Source organism: Mycobacterium hubeiense (assembly GCF_002838065.1).
Taxonomy (GTDB): domain Bacteria; phylum Actinomycetota; class Actinomycetes; order Mycobacteriales; family Mycobacteriaceae; genus Mycobacterium; species Mycobacterium hubeiense.
The window spans coordinates 41,859-58,612 of the sequence record NZ_PIZU01000004.1; the positions used below are offsets into that span (position 1 = coordinate 41,859).

17 protein-coding genes are annotated in these 16,754 nt (G+C 67.3%); 6 read left to right on the forward strand and 11 right to left on the reverse strand.

All coding sequences use genetic code 11. From position 1 onward, the window contains the following. The first annotated feature begins 172 nt into the window (after positions 1-172). The 4 genes from CWS39_RS04840 to mmsB all read left to right on the forward strand — a co-directional run bounded on the left by CWS39_RS04840 (position 173) and on the right by mmsB (position 4,604). Positions 173-925, forward strand: coding sequence for an EamA family transporter (locus tag CWS39_RS04840; RefSeq protein WP_233213362.1), 753 nt, complete (start codon positions 173-175; stop codon positions 923-925). Between the two features lie 101 nt (positions 926-1,026). Then, positions 1,027-2,544 (forward strand): CoA-acylating methylmalonate-semialdehyde dehydrogenase, encoded by a 1,518-nt coding sequence (locus CWS39_RS04845; protein ID WP_102141783.1) that lies wholly within the window; start codon positions 1,027-1,029, stop codon positions 2,542-2,544. A gap of 12 nt (positions 2,545-2,556) precedes the next feature. Then, on the forward strand, positions 2,557-3,723 hold the full coding sequence (locus CWS39_RS04850; RefSeq protein WP_102141784.1) for an isobutyryl-CoA dehydrogenase: 1,167 nt from the start codon (positions 2,557-2,559) through the stop codon (positions 3,721-3,723). 8 nt (positions 3,724-3,731) lie between these two features. Continuing rightward, the gene (mmsB, locus tag CWS39_RS04855; RefSeq protein ID WP_102141785.1) at positions 3,732-4,604 is read left to right on the forward strand and encodes a 3-hydroxyisobutyrate dehydrogenase; all 873 of its coding nucleotides are present in this window, start codon (positions 3,732-3,734) and stop codon (positions 4,602-4,604) included. A 150-nt stretch (positions 4,605-4,754) separates the two neighbouring features. Here mmsB and CWS39_RS04860 read toward each other — a convergent pair whose 3' ends face one another. Then, positions 4,755-5,573: an HAD family hydrolase gene (locus CWS39_RS04860; RefSeq protein ID WP_102141786.1), complete on the reverse strand. Its 819-nt coding sequence runs from the start codon at positions 5,571-5,573 to the stop codon at positions 4,755-4,757. Between the two features lie 77 nt (positions 5,574-5,650). On the opposite strand from CWS39_RS04860, the gene CWS39_RS04865 reads away from it, so the two are divergent. Then, positions 5,651-6,316 (forward strand): response regulator, encoded by a 666-nt coding sequence (locus CWS39_RS04865; RefSeq protein WP_102141787.1) that lies wholly within the window; start codon positions 5,651-5,653, stop codon positions 6,314-6,316. Further along, on the forward strand, positions 6,313-7,518 hold the full coding sequence (locus CWS39_RS04870; protein WP_199177969.1) for a GAF domain-containing sensor histidine kinase: 1,206 nt from the start codon (positions 6,313-6,315) through the stop codon (positions 7,516-7,518). The genes CWS39_RS04865 and CWS39_RS04870 overlap by 4 nt, the downstream gene beginning before the upstream one ends. Positions 7,519-7,599: 81 nt before the next feature. Here the strand turns inward: CWS39_RS04870 and CWS39_RS04875 are convergent, their stop codons facing one another. The 10 genes from CWS39_RS04875 to secY all read right to left on the reverse strand — a co-directional run bounded on the left by CWS39_RS04875 (position 7,600) and on the right by secY (position 16,627). Beyond that, entirely contained in the window at positions 7,600-8,106 is a 507-nt protein-coding gene (locus CWS39_RS04875; RefSeq protein ID WP_102141789.1) for a MarR family winged helix-turn-helix transcriptional regulator, read from the reverse strand. A 15-nt stretch (positions 8,107-8,121) separates the two neighbouring features. Continuing rightward, on the reverse strand, positions 8,122-9,162 hold the full coding sequence (locus tag CWS39_RS04880) for a pyridoxal phosphate-dependent aminotransferase (RefSeq protein ID WP_102141790.1): 1,041 nt from the start codon (positions 9,160-9,162) through the stop codon (positions 8,122-8,124). Next, positions 9,162-10,169, reverse strand: coding sequence for a 3-oxoacyl-ACP synthase III family protein (locus tag CWS39_RS04885; protein ID WP_102141791.1), 1,008 nt, complete (start codon positions 10,167-10,169; stop codon positions 9,162-9,164). The genes CWS39_RS04880 and CWS39_RS04885 overlap by 1 nt, the downstream gene beginning before the upstream one ends. Positions 10,170-10,177: 8 nt before the next feature. Next, on the reverse strand, positions 10,178-10,846 hold the full coding sequence (locus tag CWS39_RS04890; protein ID WP_102141792.1) for an SRPBCC family protein: 669 nt from the start codon (positions 10,844-10,846) through the stop codon (positions 10,178-10,180). After that, complete coding sequence (locus CWS39_RS04895) at positions 10,827-12,545, reverse strand: thiamine pyrophosphate-binding protein (RefSeq protein ID WP_199177970.1); 1,719 nt, start codon at positions 12,543-12,545, stop codon at positions 10,827-10,829. The genes CWS39_RS04890 and CWS39_RS04895 overlap by 20 nt, the downstream gene beginning before the upstream one ends. Positions 12,546-12,617: 72 nt before the next feature. Further along, a complete protein-coding gene (locus CWS39_RS04900; protein ID WP_102141794.1) occupies positions 12,618-13,346 on the reverse strand; it encodes an anti-sigma factor family protein in 729 nt (242 codons plus the stop codon). Further along, entirely contained in the window at positions 13,343-13,858 is a 516-nt protein-coding gene (locus CWS39_RS04905; protein ID WP_102141795.1) for a sigma-70 family RNA polymerase sigma factor, read from the reverse strand. The genes CWS39_RS04900 and CWS39_RS04905 overlap by 4 nt, the downstream gene beginning before the upstream one ends. A gap of 104 nt (positions 13,859-13,962) precedes the next feature. Next, a complete protein-coding gene (gene map, locus CWS39_RS04910) occupies positions 13,963-14,760 on the reverse strand; it encodes a type I methionyl aminopeptidase (protein WP_199177971.1) in 798 nt (265 codons plus the stop codon). Next, the gene (locus tag CWS39_RS04915) at positions 14,757-15,305 is read right to left on the reverse strand and encodes an adenylate kinase (protein ID WP_102141796.1); all 549 of its coding nucleotides are present in this window, start codon (positions 15,303-15,305) and stop codon (positions 14,757-14,759) included. Before CWS39_RS04915 ends, map begins: the two co-directional genes overlap by 4 nt. Beyond that, positions 15,302-16,627 carry a preprotein translocase subunit SecY gene (secY, locus tag CWS39_RS04920; RefSeq protein WP_102141797.1) on the reverse strand — a complete coding sequence of 442 codons (1,326 nt, stop codon included), beginning with the start codon at positions 16,625-16,627 and terminating at the stop codon, positions 15,302-15,304. The genes CWS39_RS04915 and secY overlap by 4 nt, the downstream gene beginning before the upstream one ends. Positions 16,628-16,754 lie beyond the last annotated feature (127 nt).

Below are 16,754 nucleotides of genomic sequence, written 5' to 3' on the forward strand. Positions count from 1 at the left end.
CACTCGAACGCCGGCGACGGGTAACCGCCGTTTTAGGCTGCGGGGATGCAGCGCCGTCGCGAGCAAGCGCCCGTCGGCGCGGCGATGCTGGTCGTGGTGGCCGCCGTCAGCCAGGAGGTGGGCGCGGCGTTCGCCGTCGGACTGTTCGCGGCGCTGGGTGCCATCCGGGGCGGTGTTCGCGCGGCTGTTCGTCGCCGGGGTGGTGCTGTGCGTGGGCGTGCGACCGTCGATCCGGGGGTTGTCCCGCAGCGCGTGGGGATCGGCGGCCGCGCTCGCCGCCGCCCTGGTGGTGATGAACTTCTGCTTCTACACGGCCCTGACCCGAATTCCGTTGGGTGTCGCGGTGACGATCGAAGCACTTGGCCCGCTGATACTTTCGGTGATCACCGCCACGCGTAAGACGGCATGGCTGTGGGCGCTGCTGGCATTCGCCGGCGTCTCGGCACTTGGTTTGCCCGGCGACGCTGGGCATTTCGATCCGATTGGATTCGCCTTCGCCGCCGCGGCCGGAGCGGCGTGGGCAGGCTACATCCTGGCGTCGGCTCGCACCGCCGCCGAGTTCCAACGCGTCGACGGCCTGGCACTCGCCACGGCGATGGGCGCCGTCGTCACCGCGCCGTTCGCGGTGATCGCCGTCGACACCAGCGCTTTGCGGTGGCAGATCGTCGCGCTGGGAGTGGCGGTCGGGCTGCTGTCGTCGGTGATTCCCTATTCGTTGGAACTCATCTCGCTGCGCCATCTTTCGGCGGCCACGTTCGCGGTGCTCACTTGTCTGTCGCCGGTGACCGCGGCGCTGGCGGGGCTGGTCGTGCTCGGGCAGCAGATCGGCGTCCTCGGCTACCTCGGCGTCGTACTCGTCACCGTTGCCAGCATCGGCGCGGTCAAGTCCGCCCACGGCCGGTCGCTCGGCATGCCGGCCAATTAGCGCTCTTGAGTGCTCAGTAGCCGCCGATGCCCCCTTGCGCAGCACCCCGAACAGTTACTAGGATATCCTAGTATTCCGCAATATCGCCGAGGGGCACGCTCATGACCACACAGATTTCCCACTTCATCAACGGCAAGCGCACCGCCGGTCAGTCGACCCGCACTGCAGACGTGATGAACCCCAACACCGGCCAGGTGCAGGCGAAGGCGCCGATGGGCTCGGCGGCCGACATCGACGCCGCCGTCGCCGGCGCGGCCGAGGCGCAAAAGGAATGGGCCGCCTGGAACCCGCAGCGCCGGGCCCGGGTGATGATGAAGTTCATCGAGCTCGTCAACAAGAACGTCGACGAGTTGGCCGAGACGCTCTCGCTCGAGCACGGCAAGACCGTCGCCGACTCCAAGGGCGACATTCAGCGCGGCATCGAGGTGATCGAATTCGCCATCGGTATCCCCCACCTGATGAAAGGCGAGTACACCGAGGGCGCGGGCCCCGGCATTGACGTTTACTCGTTGCGGCAACCGCTCGGCGTCGTCGCGGGCATCACCCCGTTCAACTTCCCGGCCATGATCCCGCTGTGGAAGGCCGGCCCAGCGTTGGCGTGCGGCAACGCGTTCATCCTCAAGCCCAGTGAACGTGACCCGTCGGTCCCGGTCCGGCTGGCCGAATTGTTCCTCGAAGCCGGCCTGCCGCCGGGGGTGTTCCAGGTGGTGCACGGCGACAAGGAGGCCGTCGACGCGATCATCGAGCATCCGGAGATCAAGGCAATCGGCTTCGTCGGCAGCTCCGACATCGCGCAGTACATCTACGCCGGCGCGGCCGCCCACGGCAAGCGCGCGCAGTGCTTCGGCGGCGCCAAGAACCACATGATCGTGATGCCCGACGCCGATCTCGACAACGCCGTCGACGCGCTGGTCGGCGCCGGCTACGGCAGCGCCGGCGAGCGCTGCATGGCGATCAGCGTCGCCGTCCCGGTCGGTGAGCAGACCGCAGATCGCCTGCGCGCCAGGCTGGTCGAGCGCGTCAACAATCTGCGCGTCGGCCACAGCCTGGATCCCAAGGCCGACTACGGCCCATTGGTCACCGAGGCCGCGCTGGCCCGCGTGAAGGACTACATCAACCAGGGCGTCGAGGCCGGTGCCGAGGCCGTCGTGGACGGGCGCGAACGCACCAGCGACGAAATGCAATTCGGCGACGACAGCCTGGAGAGCGGCTACTTTATCGGCCCGACCCTGTTCGACCATGTCACCCCTGACATGTCGATCTACACCGATGAGATCTTCGGCCCGGTGCTGTGCATGGTGCGCGCCAAGGATTACGAGGAGGCGCTGCGGCTGCCGTCGGAACACGAGTACGGCAACGGCGTCGCGATCTTCACCCGCGACGGCGACACCGCCCGCGACTTTGTGTCCCGGGTGCAGGTGGGCATGGTCGGCGTCAACGTGCCGATCCCAGTTCCGGTGGCCTACCACACCTTTGGCGGTTGGAAGCGGTCCGGCTTCGGCGACCTCAATCAGCACGGGCCCGCGTCAATCCAGTTCTACACCAAGGTCAAGACGGTTACGCAGCGCTGGCCCGCGGGTAGCCACGGCGCAGAGTTCGTCATCCCGACCATGAAGTAGGCCAACAGCCAGATGGACTACTTCGGGCTGGACGACGACGAACGCGTGATCGCCGAAACGGCGGCCGCGTTCGCCGAGAAGCGCCTCGCGCCAAACGCGTTGGAGTGGGACGAGACCCATCACTTCCCCACCGATGTGTTGCGCGAGGCCGCCGAACTCGGCATGGCGGCGATCTACTGCCGCGAGGACGTCGGCGGCAGCGGGCTGCGCCGGCTCGATGCGGTGCGCATCTTCGAACAACTCGCGACCGCCGACCCCACCGTCGCGGCGTTTCTGTCCATCCACAACATGTGCGCGTGGATGGTGGACACCTACGGCTCCGGTGAACAACGCAAGAGCTGGGTCCCGCGGCTGGCCTCCATGGAGGCCATCGCCAGCTACTGCCTGACCGAGCCCGGCGCCGGGTCTGACGCCGCCGCGCTACGCACCAAGGCCGTCCGAGACGGGGACCACTACGTGCTCGACGGCGTCAAGCAGTTCATCTCCGGTGCGGGGTCCTCCGACGTCTACATCGTGATGGCCCGCACCGGCTCGGAGGGTCCGCGGGGCATCTCCGCCTTCATCGTCGAAAAGGGCACGCCGGGACTGAGTTTCGGTGCCGACGAGCAGAAGATGGGCTGGAACGCTCAGCCCACCGCGCAGGTGATCTTCGAAGGTGTGCGGGTCCCCGCCGACGCGATGCTGGGCGGCGCCGACGGTGAAGGCACCGGCTTTGCCATCGCGATGAACGGGCTCAACGGTGGCCGACTCAACATCGCCGCCTGCTCGCTGGGCGGTGCCCAGGCCGCGTACGACAAGGCCACCGGCTACCTGGCCGACCGGCAGGCGTTCGGCGGGCCGCTGCTCGACGAGCCAACCGTGCGGTTCACCCTCGCCGATATGGCCACCGCGCTGCAGACGTCGCGAATCCTGTTGTGGCGCGCGGCGAGCGCACTCGACGAGAACCATCCCGACAAGGTCGAACTGTGCGCGATGGCCAAACGCTATGTCACCGATGCGTGCTACGAGGTGGCCGACCAGGCGCTGCAATTGCACGGCGGCTACGGCTATCTGCGCGAGTACGGTCTGGAGAAGATCGTCCGCGATCTGCGGGTACACCGCATCCTGGAGGGCACCAACGAAATCATGCGCGTGGTCATCGGGCGGGCCGAGGCGGCCCGCACCCGCGCATCCGCGTAAGGAGAGATATGACTACCGTCGCGTTCCTCGGGCTAGGTCACATGGGCGGCCCGATGGCGGCCAACCTGGTCGCGGCCGGACACACCGTGCACGGTTTCGATCCGGTGCCCGATCTGAAAGCTGTCGCTGAGGCCAAGGGCGCCAAGGTGTTTGACAGCGGGGCCGCTGCAGCCGCCGAGGCCGATGTGGTGATGACGTCATTGCCCAATGGCGGCATCGTCAAGGCGTGCTACGCCGAGGTGCTGCCCGCCGCTCCCAAGGGCACGCTGTTCATCGACACCTCCACCATCTCCGTCGACGACGCCCGCGCCATCCACGCACAGGCCCTCGAGCAAGGCCACGCGCAACTCGACGCCCCGGTCTCCGGCGGGGTCAAGGGCGCGACGGCGGGCACGCTGGCGTTCATGGTCGGCGGCGAAACGGACGCGGTGGAGCGCGCCCGCCCAGTGCTGGAACCGTTGGCGGGCAAGATCATTCACTGCGGCGCCTCGGGCACCGGGCAAGCCGCGAAACTGTGCAACAACATGGTGTTGGCCGTGCAGCAGATCGCGATCGGTGAGGCGTTCGTGCTCGCCGAGAAGCTCGGCCTGTCCGCGCAGTCGTTGTTCGACGTGATCACCGGCGCGACGGGCAACTGCTGGGCGGTGCACACGAATTGTCCGGTGCCGGGACCGGTTCCGACATCACCGGCCAACAACGACTTCAAGCCGGGCTTTGCGACGGCGCTGATGAACAAGGATCTGGGCCTGGCCATGGACGCGGTCCGTTCGACGGGTTCACAAGCCCCGCTGGGCAGCCACGCCGCCGAGATCTACGCAAAATTCGCCGCCGACCACGCCGACAAGGATTTCAGCGCGGTCATCGAGATGCTGCGCGGCTAACCACCCGCATCAGCCGCGAGATTGCATTCACGCCGGGAAAGTTCGAGAAGCGGCCTGCGTGTGTGCAATCTGGCGGCTTACGCCTAACGCCGCCAGGCCCGTCGGCGACCCCTCGACCGCCAACGCGCCGTGCGCCGTGCACCCAAGCTACTACGCGGCGGACGGCGTCTTAGCCGGTTTCGAGGTCCACCATTGGGTGAGGAGCCGCTCGCATGTCGCGATGCCCAGCGGCTCGGCGCCTGCATAGTCGGCACGAATCGCGGCCGCGGCCGCGACATCGCGCGGCGCGGCGACGTCACCGCCGACGAGGATGGTGGCCAGCCCCGCCGAGGTTGCCGTCCGCAGGCCGGCCGCGGAACCCGAGATCGCGATGGCTTGCTGCGGGGACACCCCGAGTTCACGCAACGCCAGCTGATAGGCCTCGGTGGGATCCGCCGACATCACATCGTCGGCAGTGACGATCGTTTCGACCAGCCCGTCGCCGACCAGTTGCCGCACCAGCGCCTCGGCCCAACTGCGCCGGCCGCGGGTCACCACGCACACCGGAATCCCGGCCGCGAAGGCATCCATGACCAGGTCGACGAGTCCCTGCCGCGGAGCCAGGCCGACGTCGAGAATCATCTCCTCGAACATCATCGCCTTGGTCGCGCAGATCTCGTCGGCAAGCATTTCGGTGAGCACATCGCATTCCGTGCCCACACACCGTTTGCGCAGCTCAGCCACGACGCGCTGGCGTTCGTCTCGTAGCGTCAGCAACTGCCGGTAGCGCGGCACGCTCCACCGGATCGGCAACCCGTGCGCGGCGAAGGCGGCGTTGAAGACCACGCGATGGCCGTCGCACTCCAGGTCGGTCAGTGCGTCGAGATCCAAGATCACCGCACGCACCGGATACACGCTCACTTCATCGGGCCGGGGACAGTCCCACCAGAACCGTCCGGCACGCCACGTTCTCTCCTGTGTGGAAGGCACGCGGTCAGAGTGGCCCACGTCACACAATGAGCGCGTCCCCCGTAGGGGGGATTCGGCGTGCGATTTAAGGTGATGCCATGACGGCCACGGGCTCACCAGTACGGATTGTCCTGGTAGATGACCATGAGATGGTCATCGAGGGCCTCAAGGCGATGCTCACCGCGTTCGCCGACCGGGTCGAGGTCGTCGGGCAGGCCGTGGGCGCCGAACGGGCGATGGACGTCATCGCCGACCTCAAACCCGACATCGTCCTGTGTGACGTGCGCATGCAGGGGTCCAGCGGGCTAGACCTGTGCCGGGACCTGCGCGAACGCGATCCCGAGCAGAAGGTGGTGATGCTCTCGGTCTACGACGACGAGCAGTACCTCTTCCAGGCGCTGCGGGTCGGGGCGTCGGGGTATCTGCTCAAGAGCATCAGCAGCGACGAGCTGGTGCGTCAGCTCGAATTCGTGCACAACGGGGAGACCGCGATCGACCCGGGGATGGCGGCGCGCGCGGTGGACACCGCGGCGCGGCTGCAGCGCGACGAGTTCTGGCCGGGAGCGCGCCAAGGCCTGACGCAGCGCGAGAGCGAGATCCTGTCCTATGTGGTCAACGGCCTGTCCAACCGCGGCATCGCCAACAAACTGGTGATCGGCGACGAGACCGTCAAAAGCCATCTGCGCTCGATCTACCGCAAACTCGGCGTCAGTGACCGCGCCGGCGCGGTCGCCACGGCCCTGCGGGAAGGGATATTCCATTGACCCCCGGGCCCGCGAAAGTCCGCGACCTCGTCGACGCCGAGGACGAACTCGCCCTACTGCGCGAGCTGATCCAGGCCGCCTCCAGCGGGCCGGGCGTCGAACCGCTGGCTGCCGCGGCCGCCCGGATGATCACCGCCGCGACCGCCAGCGACGTCTGCTTCGTGCACGTGCTCGACGACACCGAGCGCTCGCTGACGCTGGCCGGTGCGACCCCGCCGTTCGACAGCGAAGTAGGCAAGATCAGACTGCCGCTGGGACAAGGCATTTCGGGCTGGGTGGCCAGCCACCGCGAACCCGTGGTGATCACCGAGGACAAGGAATCCGATCCGCGTTACATGCCGTTCCAGTCGCTGCGGGGATCCGATTTCACGTCGATGGTGTCGGTGCCGATGGAAACCGATCCCGGCGGGCTGGTCGGCGTGCTCAACGTGCACACCGTGGCGCGACGGGAGTTCACCGAACGCGACGTGGAACTGCTGCTCGTCATCGGCCGGCTCATCGCCGGTGCCCTGCACCAGGCGCGGCTGCACCGCCAGTTGGTGGCCCGCGAACGCGCCCACGAGAACTTCGTCGAGCAGGTGATCGAGGCCCAGGAGATCGAACGACGACGGCTGGCCGGCGATATCCACGACGGCATCTCCCAGCGGTTGATCACCTTGTCGTACTGGCTGGACGCCGCCACCAGGGGCATCGACGATCCGGACACCGTCGCCGAACAGCTCGGTAAGGCAAGGGAATTGGTGGACCTGACGCTGGCCGAGGCCCGCGCAGCGATCAGCGGGCTGCGGCCGCCGGTGCTCGACGATCTGGGTCTGGCCGGCGGGCTGGCCAGCCTGGCCCGGTCCATCCCGGAGATCGATATGGAGGTCGAGCTGGCCGAGCGGCGGCTGCCCGACCACATCGAGCTGGCGCTCTACCGCATCGCCCAGGAATGTCTGCAGAACATCGTCAAACACGCCAATGCCAAACGGGCGCGACTGACCTTCGCCGTGGACGAGGACATCGCCCGGCTCGAAATCGTCGACGACGGCGTCGGTTTCGACACCTTCGAGCATCCGCTGGGCAGCGACGAGATGGGCGGCTACGGCCTGCTGTCGATGGCCGAGCGCGCCGAGATCGTCGGCGGGCGGCTGAACATCCGGTCGCGGCCGGGCTCGGGAACGGCGGTCACCGCGACGATCCCGCTACCGTCGACAGCCTGAACGGGCCCGCGACTGTGCATTCTCATACGGGCTCCTCGGCGCGTCGCGTATGAAACCGCACGCTCGACCCAAGTCGAGCCGTCAGAAGTCGCCGGCGTGCCGGCGCAGCGTCTCGATCGCCTTCGCCAGCGCCCGCGACTCCTCGTCGGACATGCCGATATCGGCGAACACCTCTTTGTTCAGCGTGACGGTCGCATCCTCCACCGTGGAGCGGCCGAGATCGGTGATCCGCACCAGTGTGGTGCGCCCGTCGGTGGGGTGTGGCAACCGCTCCACCAGGCCGTTGGCCTCCAGCCGCCGGATCGCGTGCGTGACGCTGGTGACGTGCACCTGCAGCCGGTCCGATGCCTTGGTGATCGGCAGCGCCCCGGTGCGGCTGAAAGCCAGCAACCGCAGCAGCTCGTAGCGGGAAAAACTGAGGTCGTAGGGCCGCAGTGCGGTTTCGACGCGGGCCAGCAGAATCTGGTGGGCCCGCATCACCGACGTCACCGCGACCATGCCGTCGGCGACGTCACCCCAGCCGGCGCGCTCCCAATTGGCGCGCGCCAGCGCGATGGGGTCGCGCTTTTCCGACGGTTCGGACGGCACGCTTCTTCATACCAGCTACCGCGCCAGCGCAGCCAGCACCGCCTGCGTCGACGCGCGACCCGCCGCGGTGATCCGCAAGGCGCCGTTGTCGAAATAGCGCAGCTGCAACCCGGTGTCGCGGAACACCTCGCGCCACGGCCTGCCCTGCTGCGGCAGGTAGACGAAGTTCGCGTGGCTGTCGGTGCTGACGATGCCCATCGCCTGCAACCGCCGCCGCAAGTGGCGCCGCTCGTCGGTGATGAACCGGATGCGCTGAGCCAACTGATCTTCCGCCTCGTAGCATGCCGCGACGGCGACGGCACTGGTGATGCTCATGCCGAACGGCAGCTGCATCCGGGACAACTCCTCGGCCAGCTCCGGTGACGCGAAGCCGTACCCGATCCGCAGGCCGGCCAGGCCGTACGCCTTGGAGAATGTGCGCAGTACCACCAGATTCGGGAACCGCGCCACCAGCTGGGCGCTGTCCAGCCGGTGCTCGGGGGTGACGAATTCGATGTAGGCCTCGTCGAGCAGCACCATGGTCTCGCGCGGCACATGCCGCAGGAACCGCTCGACGTCGGCGGCGGATTCCAGCGTGCCGGTCGGGTTGTGCGGGCGGCACAACACCACCACCTTGGCGTCGGTCGCGGCGTCGGCCATCGCGTCGAGGTCGTGGTGGCCGTACTCGTCGAGCGGCACCTGCACCGAAGTCAGCCGCGCCATCCGGGTCAGGATGGGATACCCGTCGAAAGTCGGTGTGCTGAGCACGATTCGGTCACCGGGATGGGTCATGGCGTGCAACGCCTGGCTCACCACGCCCGTCGCGCCCGCCCCGAGCACCACCTGCTCGTCAAGCACCCCGATGCGGGCGCCGATGAGACTGCGTAACCGCTCGGGCAGGAATTCGGGATAGCGGTTGGCGACGCCAACCGCCTGGCTCACCGCGGAGCGGACCGCCGGAAGGGGCGGGAACGGATTCTCGTTGAGCGCCAGCGCCATCGGGTTGACCGCGGCCGGCAACGCGGCAAGCGTGTCGGTCCGAAGATCGAGTTCGCGCACCTGGCTGAGGATGCTCATCAGCGCCCGCCCCAGCGCACCGCTGCGGCACCGGCGAAGTCACCGGCGTGCGCGAACGCGGCCATCAGCACCACGTCGCCCTTGTTGAGCTGGCCGTCGGAGATCGCCCTGTCCAGGTTGATGGGAATCCCGGCGGCGAACAGATTGCCGCACTCATCAAACGTGTCGCGGTGCCGTTCGGGCGGCAGCTCCAGGGCCTCGCGCCAGTTGCGCAGGAACACCCGGTTCGGCTGATTCGTCACGAACAAGTCAATGTCCTTGGGTTTCAACCCGATTCGATCACAGACTGCATACGACACCTCGGGCACCTGGCGGTTGCCCCGCGCCATCACCTTGGTGATCTTGCTTTCGGTGAATCCGATGCACCCCTCGCCGGGCCCGGGCTGCCACCACTTGCGAGGCGGATCGACCGCGATGGTCATATCACCGGCGTACTCGCCATAGGTGCGACATTCGACGTCGAGGATCGGCGACTCGTCCGACAGCGTGATCAGTCCGACGGCGGCCCCGTCACCGGGCACCGCGGCCTGCGCCTTGCAGCGAATCGTCTTCTGGTCGAACACCGTTCCCGCGGCGTTCTGCGCGACGGCGATCATCGCCGTGCGACCCTCACCGGACTCCAGCAGATTGCGGGCCAGCTTGAGTCCCAACACGAATGCCGCGCAGCCGCCGTTGTGCAGATCGATGACCCAACCCGGCTTCATCCCGAGCCGATGCGCCATCCCGCCACCGCCGCCGTAGAACGGCATGTCCGGCAGCTGGGTGTGGGTGATCAACACGTCGACGCCGGCGATGGTGTCCTGACCGTGCCGTTCCACCAGGCCCGCGGCGGCGCGCTCCACCATGTCGATCGCGGTTTCGTCTTCGGCCACGTGATGGCGGAACCGAGGCGCGCGAAACATCACGTTGTCGCGTAGGTCGTCGGTGTCGGCGAACTGCGCGTAGTAGTCGGCGCTGATCGGCGGCCCGGGCAGGTACGTCGAAACATCGATCAAACTCACCGTCATGTCGGTCCTCACTTCATCCAGTCCGGGGTGATCGGCAAGCCGTTGTGATGGCGATATTCGGCAATTGCCTTGAGCGTCTTGAGTTCCAGCATGTGACCGGCACCGAACATGTCCCAGAAGTCGCCGACCCACACCGGGCGCTGCGGGGGTGCCGTTTCGGGATACGGGTTGTGGTCGTAGAACGGGTGGTGGCAATTAGTCCACAGCACAACGGATCCCGGCTTGCCGAACACCAGCTGCGCGTCGACGATCCGGATCAAATAGATCATCCACAGGTGCTTGCCCTGGTCCCAGGCGCAGTGGTAGTCGACCGTCCTGGCCTCTTTGTTGGCGACGGTGCGGGTGAAGATCTTGGTCTGCCGCTCGCCGGCGCCCAACATGTCGTGGGCCACCCACAACCCGGGCTCCTCGGTCGGGGCGAATCCGCGCAGACTGTAGGTCCACTCCTCCAGGCAGCGGGTGTCGGCCATATAGTCGAACAACTCGTCGGGTGGACAGTCGATATAGCTGTTGACGGTGCAGAATTCGCCGAACACCTCATCGTGCGGGTACACCGACCGCATCATCTCCATGATGATCGGGGTGGCCTTTTCGCGGGGATGCGATTCGATCCGGATGACGCCGTCGATGCTGGCCCCTTCGCGGGCGGTGATGTCCTCAAGCGCGGGCAGTGACATTGGAGCGGTTCTCCTTTGGAATCGGAAGTGGCTTTGCGGCTTTGCCGAGAAAGTTTGCGAACGGCGGGATTTCGTCGGCCGAGCACTCGACGCTGACCACCGAGGGTCCGTCGACGTCCAGCGCCGCCCTCAGCGCCCCCGGCAACCCGGCGATGTCGCTCACATCGGTCGACGGCAGGCCGGGCAACATCGCGGCCAGGCCGGCGCCCAGACGGCTCGGCCCGAATCGGTTGTAGCTGTACAGATCGTCGTAGAACAGCTGTTCGCGGGTGACGCACATGGCGTGCGCGTGGTTGTCGAACAGCAGAAATGTCACGGGCAGCCGGTATTGCAGTGCGGTGTGAATCTCCATGCCGTGCATGAAGAATGCGCCGTCGCCGGCAATGACAACCGTGCGTCTACCTCTGCCGAACGCCACACCGACACCGGCCCCGAAGCTGTAGCCCATCCCGCCCATGCCGAGCGCGACGATGAACCGGCCGTCGCGGCGCACCGGCAGGTAGTGCAGCGCCGACGCCCCGATGTTTCCGGCGTCGACGACGATGTCCACCCCGTCGGGCAGATGCGCGTCGAGCACCGCCATCGCGTCGCGGTAGCGCACCCCCGGCCCGTCGTATACCGGCGGCGCCAGCTCGGTGCGTGACAACACGTCCGGCACCCGCAGATGCGTCGGGCGGCCGTTGCCCGACAACGCGGTGATCAACAGCGCCAGTGACCCGCGCAGGTTTTCGGTGTGCACATGTGTGCACGGCAGATACGGCGCGGCCGAGCCGATCGACAGCACGGGCACCGCGGCCAGCACGTCGTCCAACCCGGTGCGAGCGGTGACCGTCATCCGCGTCCCCACCAGCAGGCACAGCGCGCTGTCGGCGATCGCGGTCGCGACCCCGGGATGGCCCATCACCCCGGTGACGCCGAGCGCCGACGACGAGCCCAGCCCCGGGATCCCGGCCACGTCCTTGGCGTCGGGCACGGTGGCCACCCGGGCCCGCAGGATCGCGCGTAGTTGCTCGAGTTCGGCGCGGGCGTCATCACGGGCGACCTGTTCGCCGGCGACGATCGTGATCGGACCGGTGGCCCGGCGCAGCGCCCGCGCGACCGGTTGCGGATCACCGATGAGCGCGCGGTGCTGGATCCCACCGGACGTCCCGTTGGGTGTCCCGTTGGGCCGCAGGTCTGCCTGCTGCACGTTTTTCGGCAGCAGCAGCACCGCCGGGCCGCCGGTGCGCGCGGCGGCGATGGCCTCCGGCAGCGCGGTGACGATGTCCTCGGGTGTCGTCACCCGGCGGCAATACACCGACACTTCGGAGAACAGCGCTTCACCGTTCAGGGCGCCGTTGCGGCCGCTGGTGTCCTGGAACGCGCCCCGCCCGTCGAGCGGCGTCGGCGCCTGCCCGATCAGCGCCAGCACCGGCACCCGGCTGGCCAGCGACTCCCCCAGTCCCGGAACCGTGTTCAGGCATCCGCCGCCGGAGGTCGCGCACACCACGCCGAGCCCGGCGCCGCTGCGGCTGTATCCGTCGGCCATGGTGGCGGCCGAGAACTCGTGCTTGGCGAGCACCGCGGTGATGTCGTCGCGGAAGAAGGCGGCGTCGTAGAGATCCTCGATATTGGCGCCGTCGACGCCGAAGATGTGCTCCACCCCGCTTGCCGCGAGATGGCCGACGATGCGGTCGACCACTCGATGCCTGCTGGCCATCTGTCACCCGCTTCCGCTCTCTACCTCAGTGACACGTCCCGCATCGCAGTTCGGTTCACCGGAGAGGCGGATCTACACCTTTGCTTCCAGCAGGACCTGGCCGTCGTCGACCGAAACCAGTTGCACCGCAGCGATTTCGTCCTTGGGCAGCGGGGTGTTCGCGCTCGGCAGCGCCGTCGCGCCCGACAGGCCCAGCCAGGTCGCCACCTGCTCGTGGCTGCCGTCCTGGCCCACCACCACCATGCCCAGATTCTGCGGCGGAGCGTCGCGGTTGCCCCAGTCGCCGTAGGTGCAGGCCATGTCGATCCGGGTGCCCCAGCCGAATCCGTGCAACGTCACCGTGGCGTTAATGGGCGTCGGTGACACCTTGACCATTTCCACCGTTTGCCCGGCCTGCGGTGGAGTTTCGTCCGCGGTGTCCGGACGGACGGCGAGCACAATGCCCACCGCCAGCGCCGCGGCGGCCACGCCGACCGCAGCGGAGGTCAACCACCGGTTCCGGCGACGACGCCACCGCACCTTGGCGAGCACCGAGTCCAACACCTCGGGACGCAGCGGCGGAGGTTCGGGCTGCGCCTGGTCGAGAGACTTGACGTCGTCGGCGTCGAGCATGGCCAGCAACGCCGGGATACCGCTCAGCTCGGCGACGGACTGCCGGCAGCGCGCGCAACCCTGCAGATGCGCCTCGAACTCCCGGCGCTCACTGCTCGTCAGCGCACCCAGCACGTAGGCCGCATCCCAGGTCGCGTAGCGATCGCCGTTCACCACGTCACCGCCTCGGGGTGCACCGAACTGTGTCATCGTGTCACCCCCATTTCCTGCAGGTTGAGCCGTAAAGCGCGCACCGCGTAGTGAAGCCGTGATTTGACGGTGCCCTCGGGGATTTGCAGATCCGCGGCGATCTGCGCCGTGGTCCAGCCCTGGTAGTACGCGCGGCGGATCACCGCGCGGTGTTCCTCGGAGAGTTGGCTCAACGCCGTGCCCAGCAACAGTTTGTCCAATGCGGCGTCCACCTCATCCGGTCCGGCGCGATCGGCCACCCCTTCCAGATCGGGGGTACCGCTCTCGTTGCGGAAGCGTGCACTGCGTCGCTCATCGATGATGAGGTTTCGCGCCACGGTGAACAACCACACGCGGGCCGACCGCTCGTGGTCGTTGGTCACCTCGGGGTGGCGCCAGGCACGCAGCAACGTTTCCTGGACGACGTCCTCGGCGCGGGCTTGGTCACCGGTGAGCCGCAGCGCGTATCGCCACAGCGCCGCGGCGTGCTCGTCGTAAAGCACCCGCATCATCGCGGCCTCCGGATCGTCCATTGCCAACCTCCGTCTGTGACACGACGTTGGTGGTGATCCGGTTCATTACTACCTTTGCGCGCACCCGGCGCGAGGGCGTTCGACCAAAGATTGCTGAAGCGGTATCAGCGGGTCAGAATCCGCGGGCCGTCCTCGGTGACGGCCACCGTGTGCTCCCAGTGTGCGGCGCGCGACCCGTCGGCGGTGACGACGGTCCATTCGTCGTCGAGCACCCGGGTCTTCGTGGTTCCGAGCGTCAGCATCGGTTCGATGGCCAGCACGGATCCGGGCGCCAGATACGGTCCGCGGCCGGGGGATCCCTCGTTGGGCAGGAACGGATCCATGTGCATTTGCCTGCCGATACCGTGGCCGCCGTAACCGGACACGATGCCGAATTTGCGGTCGTAGCGCTTCTCGGCGGCGCGGGTCTCGACTTCGATGGCGTGCGACACGTCGGTGAGCCGGTTGCCGGGCACCATCGCGGCGATGCCGGCCTCCATCGCCTCACGCGTTGCCGCGGAGAGGATTTCGTCGGCGGGGATCAGCGCCCCCACGCCGAAGGTGATCGCTGAGTCGCCGTGCCAGCCGTCGACGATGGCGCCGCAGTCGATGGACACCAGGTCGCCGGGCGCCAGGATCTCCGACGCCGACGGAATCCCATGCACCACATGGTCATTGACCGACGAGCAGATGCTGGCCGGGAAACCGTGATAACCGAGGAACGACGGGATGCCGCCGCCGTCGCGGATGACTTGTTCGGCGATGGTGTCCAACGCGAGGGTCGATACGCCCGGCGCGGCGGCCTCGCGCACGGCCCGCAGCGCCGTCGCGACCAGCGCCCCGGCCACGGCCATCGCGTCGAGCTCACCGGCGCTGCGTTGGGCGACGACCTTGCGGCCGCGCAGCGACGGCAGGGTGATCACTTGCCGAGGGCGCGCAGCGCGCGGGCGAACACCTCGTCGAGGCTGCCCACCGCGTCGACGGTCTGCAGGTTGTTGTGACGGTAGTACTCCAGCAGCGGCTCTGTCTCCTCGCGGTAGACCACGAACCGGTTGTGGATGACCTCTTCGGTGTCGTCGGCACGCCCGCGGCCCTTGAGCCGCTTGAGCAGCTCTTCCTCGGACACCTGGAACTCCACGACGGCGTCGAGCTTGGTGTTGTGCGCCTTGAGCATGTCGTCGAGCGCCTTGGCCTGCTCCACCGAGCGGGGATAGCCGTCGAGGATGAACCCGTCGGCCGCGTCGGGCTGCTCGATGCGGTCCTCGACCAGTTTGTTGGTGAGCTCCGAGGGCACCAGGTCGCCGGCGTCGAGGTAGCGCTTGGCCTCCACGCCGAGCGGTGTGCCCTCGCTGATGTTCTTACGGAACAGGTCCCCGGTCGAGATTTGCGGGATGCCGAGCTTCTCGGACAGCTTCTGCGCCTGCGTGCCTTTGCCCGCCCCAGGCGGTCCGAGTAGAACGACCCTCACTTCAGGAACCCTTCGTAGTTGCGTTGTATCAGTTGGCTCTCGATCTGCTTGACGGTATCCAACCCGACGCCAACCAGGATCAGAACACCAACGCCGCCGAACGGCAGATTCTGGACGGTGCCGGTGGAGCCGACCTGCAGGAACAGGTTGGGCAGCACGGCGATGACGCCCAGGTAGATCGAGCCGGGCAGGGTGATCCGGCTCAGCACGTAGCGCAGATAGTCGGCGGTCGGGCGGCCCGGCCGGATGCCGGGGATGAAGCCGCCGAACTTCTTCATCTCGTCGGCACGCTCATCGGGATTGAACGTGATCGACACGTAGAAGTAGGTGAAGAAGATGATCAGCCCGAAGTAGATCGCGATGTAGACCGGGTCCGCGGGGTTGGTCAGGTAGTTCGCGATGAACCGGTCCCACCACCCGGTGCCGGGGTTGGCGCTGCCGCTCTCGATCAGCTGGGTGATCAGCAGCGGGATGTAGATCAGCGACGACGCGAAGATCACCGGGATGACGCCGGCCTGGTTGACCTTCAACGGCAGATACGTCGACGTGCCGCCGTACATGCGACGGCCGACCATTCGTTTGGCGTACTGCACCGGGATACGCCGCTGGCCCTGCTCGACGAAGACGACGCCGATGATGATGGCCAGCGCGGCCACGCACACCGCGGTGAACACCAGGCCGCCGCGGCTCTCCAGGATCATCTTGCCCTCGCCGGGGATGGCTGCGGCGATGCTGGCGAAGATGATCAGCGACATGCCGTTGCCGATGCCGCGCTCGGTGATCAGTTCGCCCATCCACATCAACAGGGCCGCACCCGCGGTCATCACGATCACGATGACCACCAGGCTGAAGATCGACTGGTCGGCCATGATGTCGAGCGTGCAGCCCTGCAGCAGCCCGCCGTTGGCGGCCAGCGCCACGATGCTGGTGGCCTGCAGCATCGCCAATGCGATGGACAGGTAGCGGGTGTACTGCGTCATCTTGGCCTGCCCGGCCTGACCCTCTTTGCGCAGCTGTTCGAAGCGCGGGATCACCACAGTCAGCAGCTGCACGATGATGCTCGCGGTGATGTAGGGCATGATGCCGACCGCGAACACGCTCAGCTGCAGCAGCGCACCGCCGGAGAACAGGTTGATCAACGAGTAGATCTGCGCCGAGTCACCGCCGCTGACCTGCTCGATGCACTTCTGCACGTTGGGGTAGTTGACGCCCGGCGACGGGATCGACGCGCCGACCCGGTACAAGATCACCAGGCCTAGCGTGAACAGGATCTTGCGCCTCAGGTCGGCCGTCCGAAGTGACGAGATGAAAGCCGAGAGCACTCTTCCTCCTGTGCAGCCGACCTCATATCGCGGCGTGCCAAATGGGGCTGGTTTCGACCAGCGTATTGGTTAAGTCCGGTGGCGACCCCCGTCAGGCGCGCAGCCTGCGGAGTCACGCGTCAAACAG

Coding starts and splice junctions, on each gene's coding strand:
- CWS39_RS04845 (WP_102141783.1), top strand. CDS start 1,027: ATGACCACACAGATTTCCCACTTCATCAACGGCAAGCGCACCGCCGGT.
- CWS39_RS04850 (WP_102141784.1), top strand. CDS start 2,557: ATGGACTACTTCGGGCTGGACGACGACGAACGCGTGATCGCCGAAACG.
- mmsB (WP_102141785.1), top strand. CDS start 3,732: ATGACTACCGTCGCGTTCCTCGGGCTAGGTCACATGGGCGGCCCGATG.
- CWS39_RS04865 (WP_102141787.1), top strand. CDS start 5,651: ATGACGGCCACGGGCTCACCAGTACGGATTGTCCTGGTAGATGACCAT.
- CWS39_RS04880 (WP_102141790.1), bottom strand. CDS start 9,162: ATGAGCATCCTCAGCCAGGTGCGCGAACTCGATCTTCGGACCGACACG.
- CWS39_RS04885 (WP_102141791.1), bottom strand. CDS start 10,169: ATGACGGTGAGTTTGATCGATGTTTCGACGTACCTGCCCGGGCCGCCG.
- CWS39_RS04890 (WP_102141792.1), bottom strand. CDS start 10,846: ATGTCACTGCCCGCGCTTGAGGACATCACCGCCCGCGAAGGGGCCAGC.
- CWS39_RS04895 (WP_199177970.1), bottom strand. CDS start 12,545: ATGGCCAGCAGGCATCGAGTGGTCGACCGCATCGTCGGCCATCTCGCG.
- CWS39_RS04900 (WP_102141794.1), bottom strand. CDS start 13,346: ATGACACAGTTCGGTGCACCCCGAGGCGGTGACGTGGTGAACGGCGAT.
- CWS39_RS04905 (WP_102141795.1), bottom strand. CDS start 13,858: ATGGACGATCCGGAGGCCGCGATGATGCGGGTGCTTTACGACGAGCAC.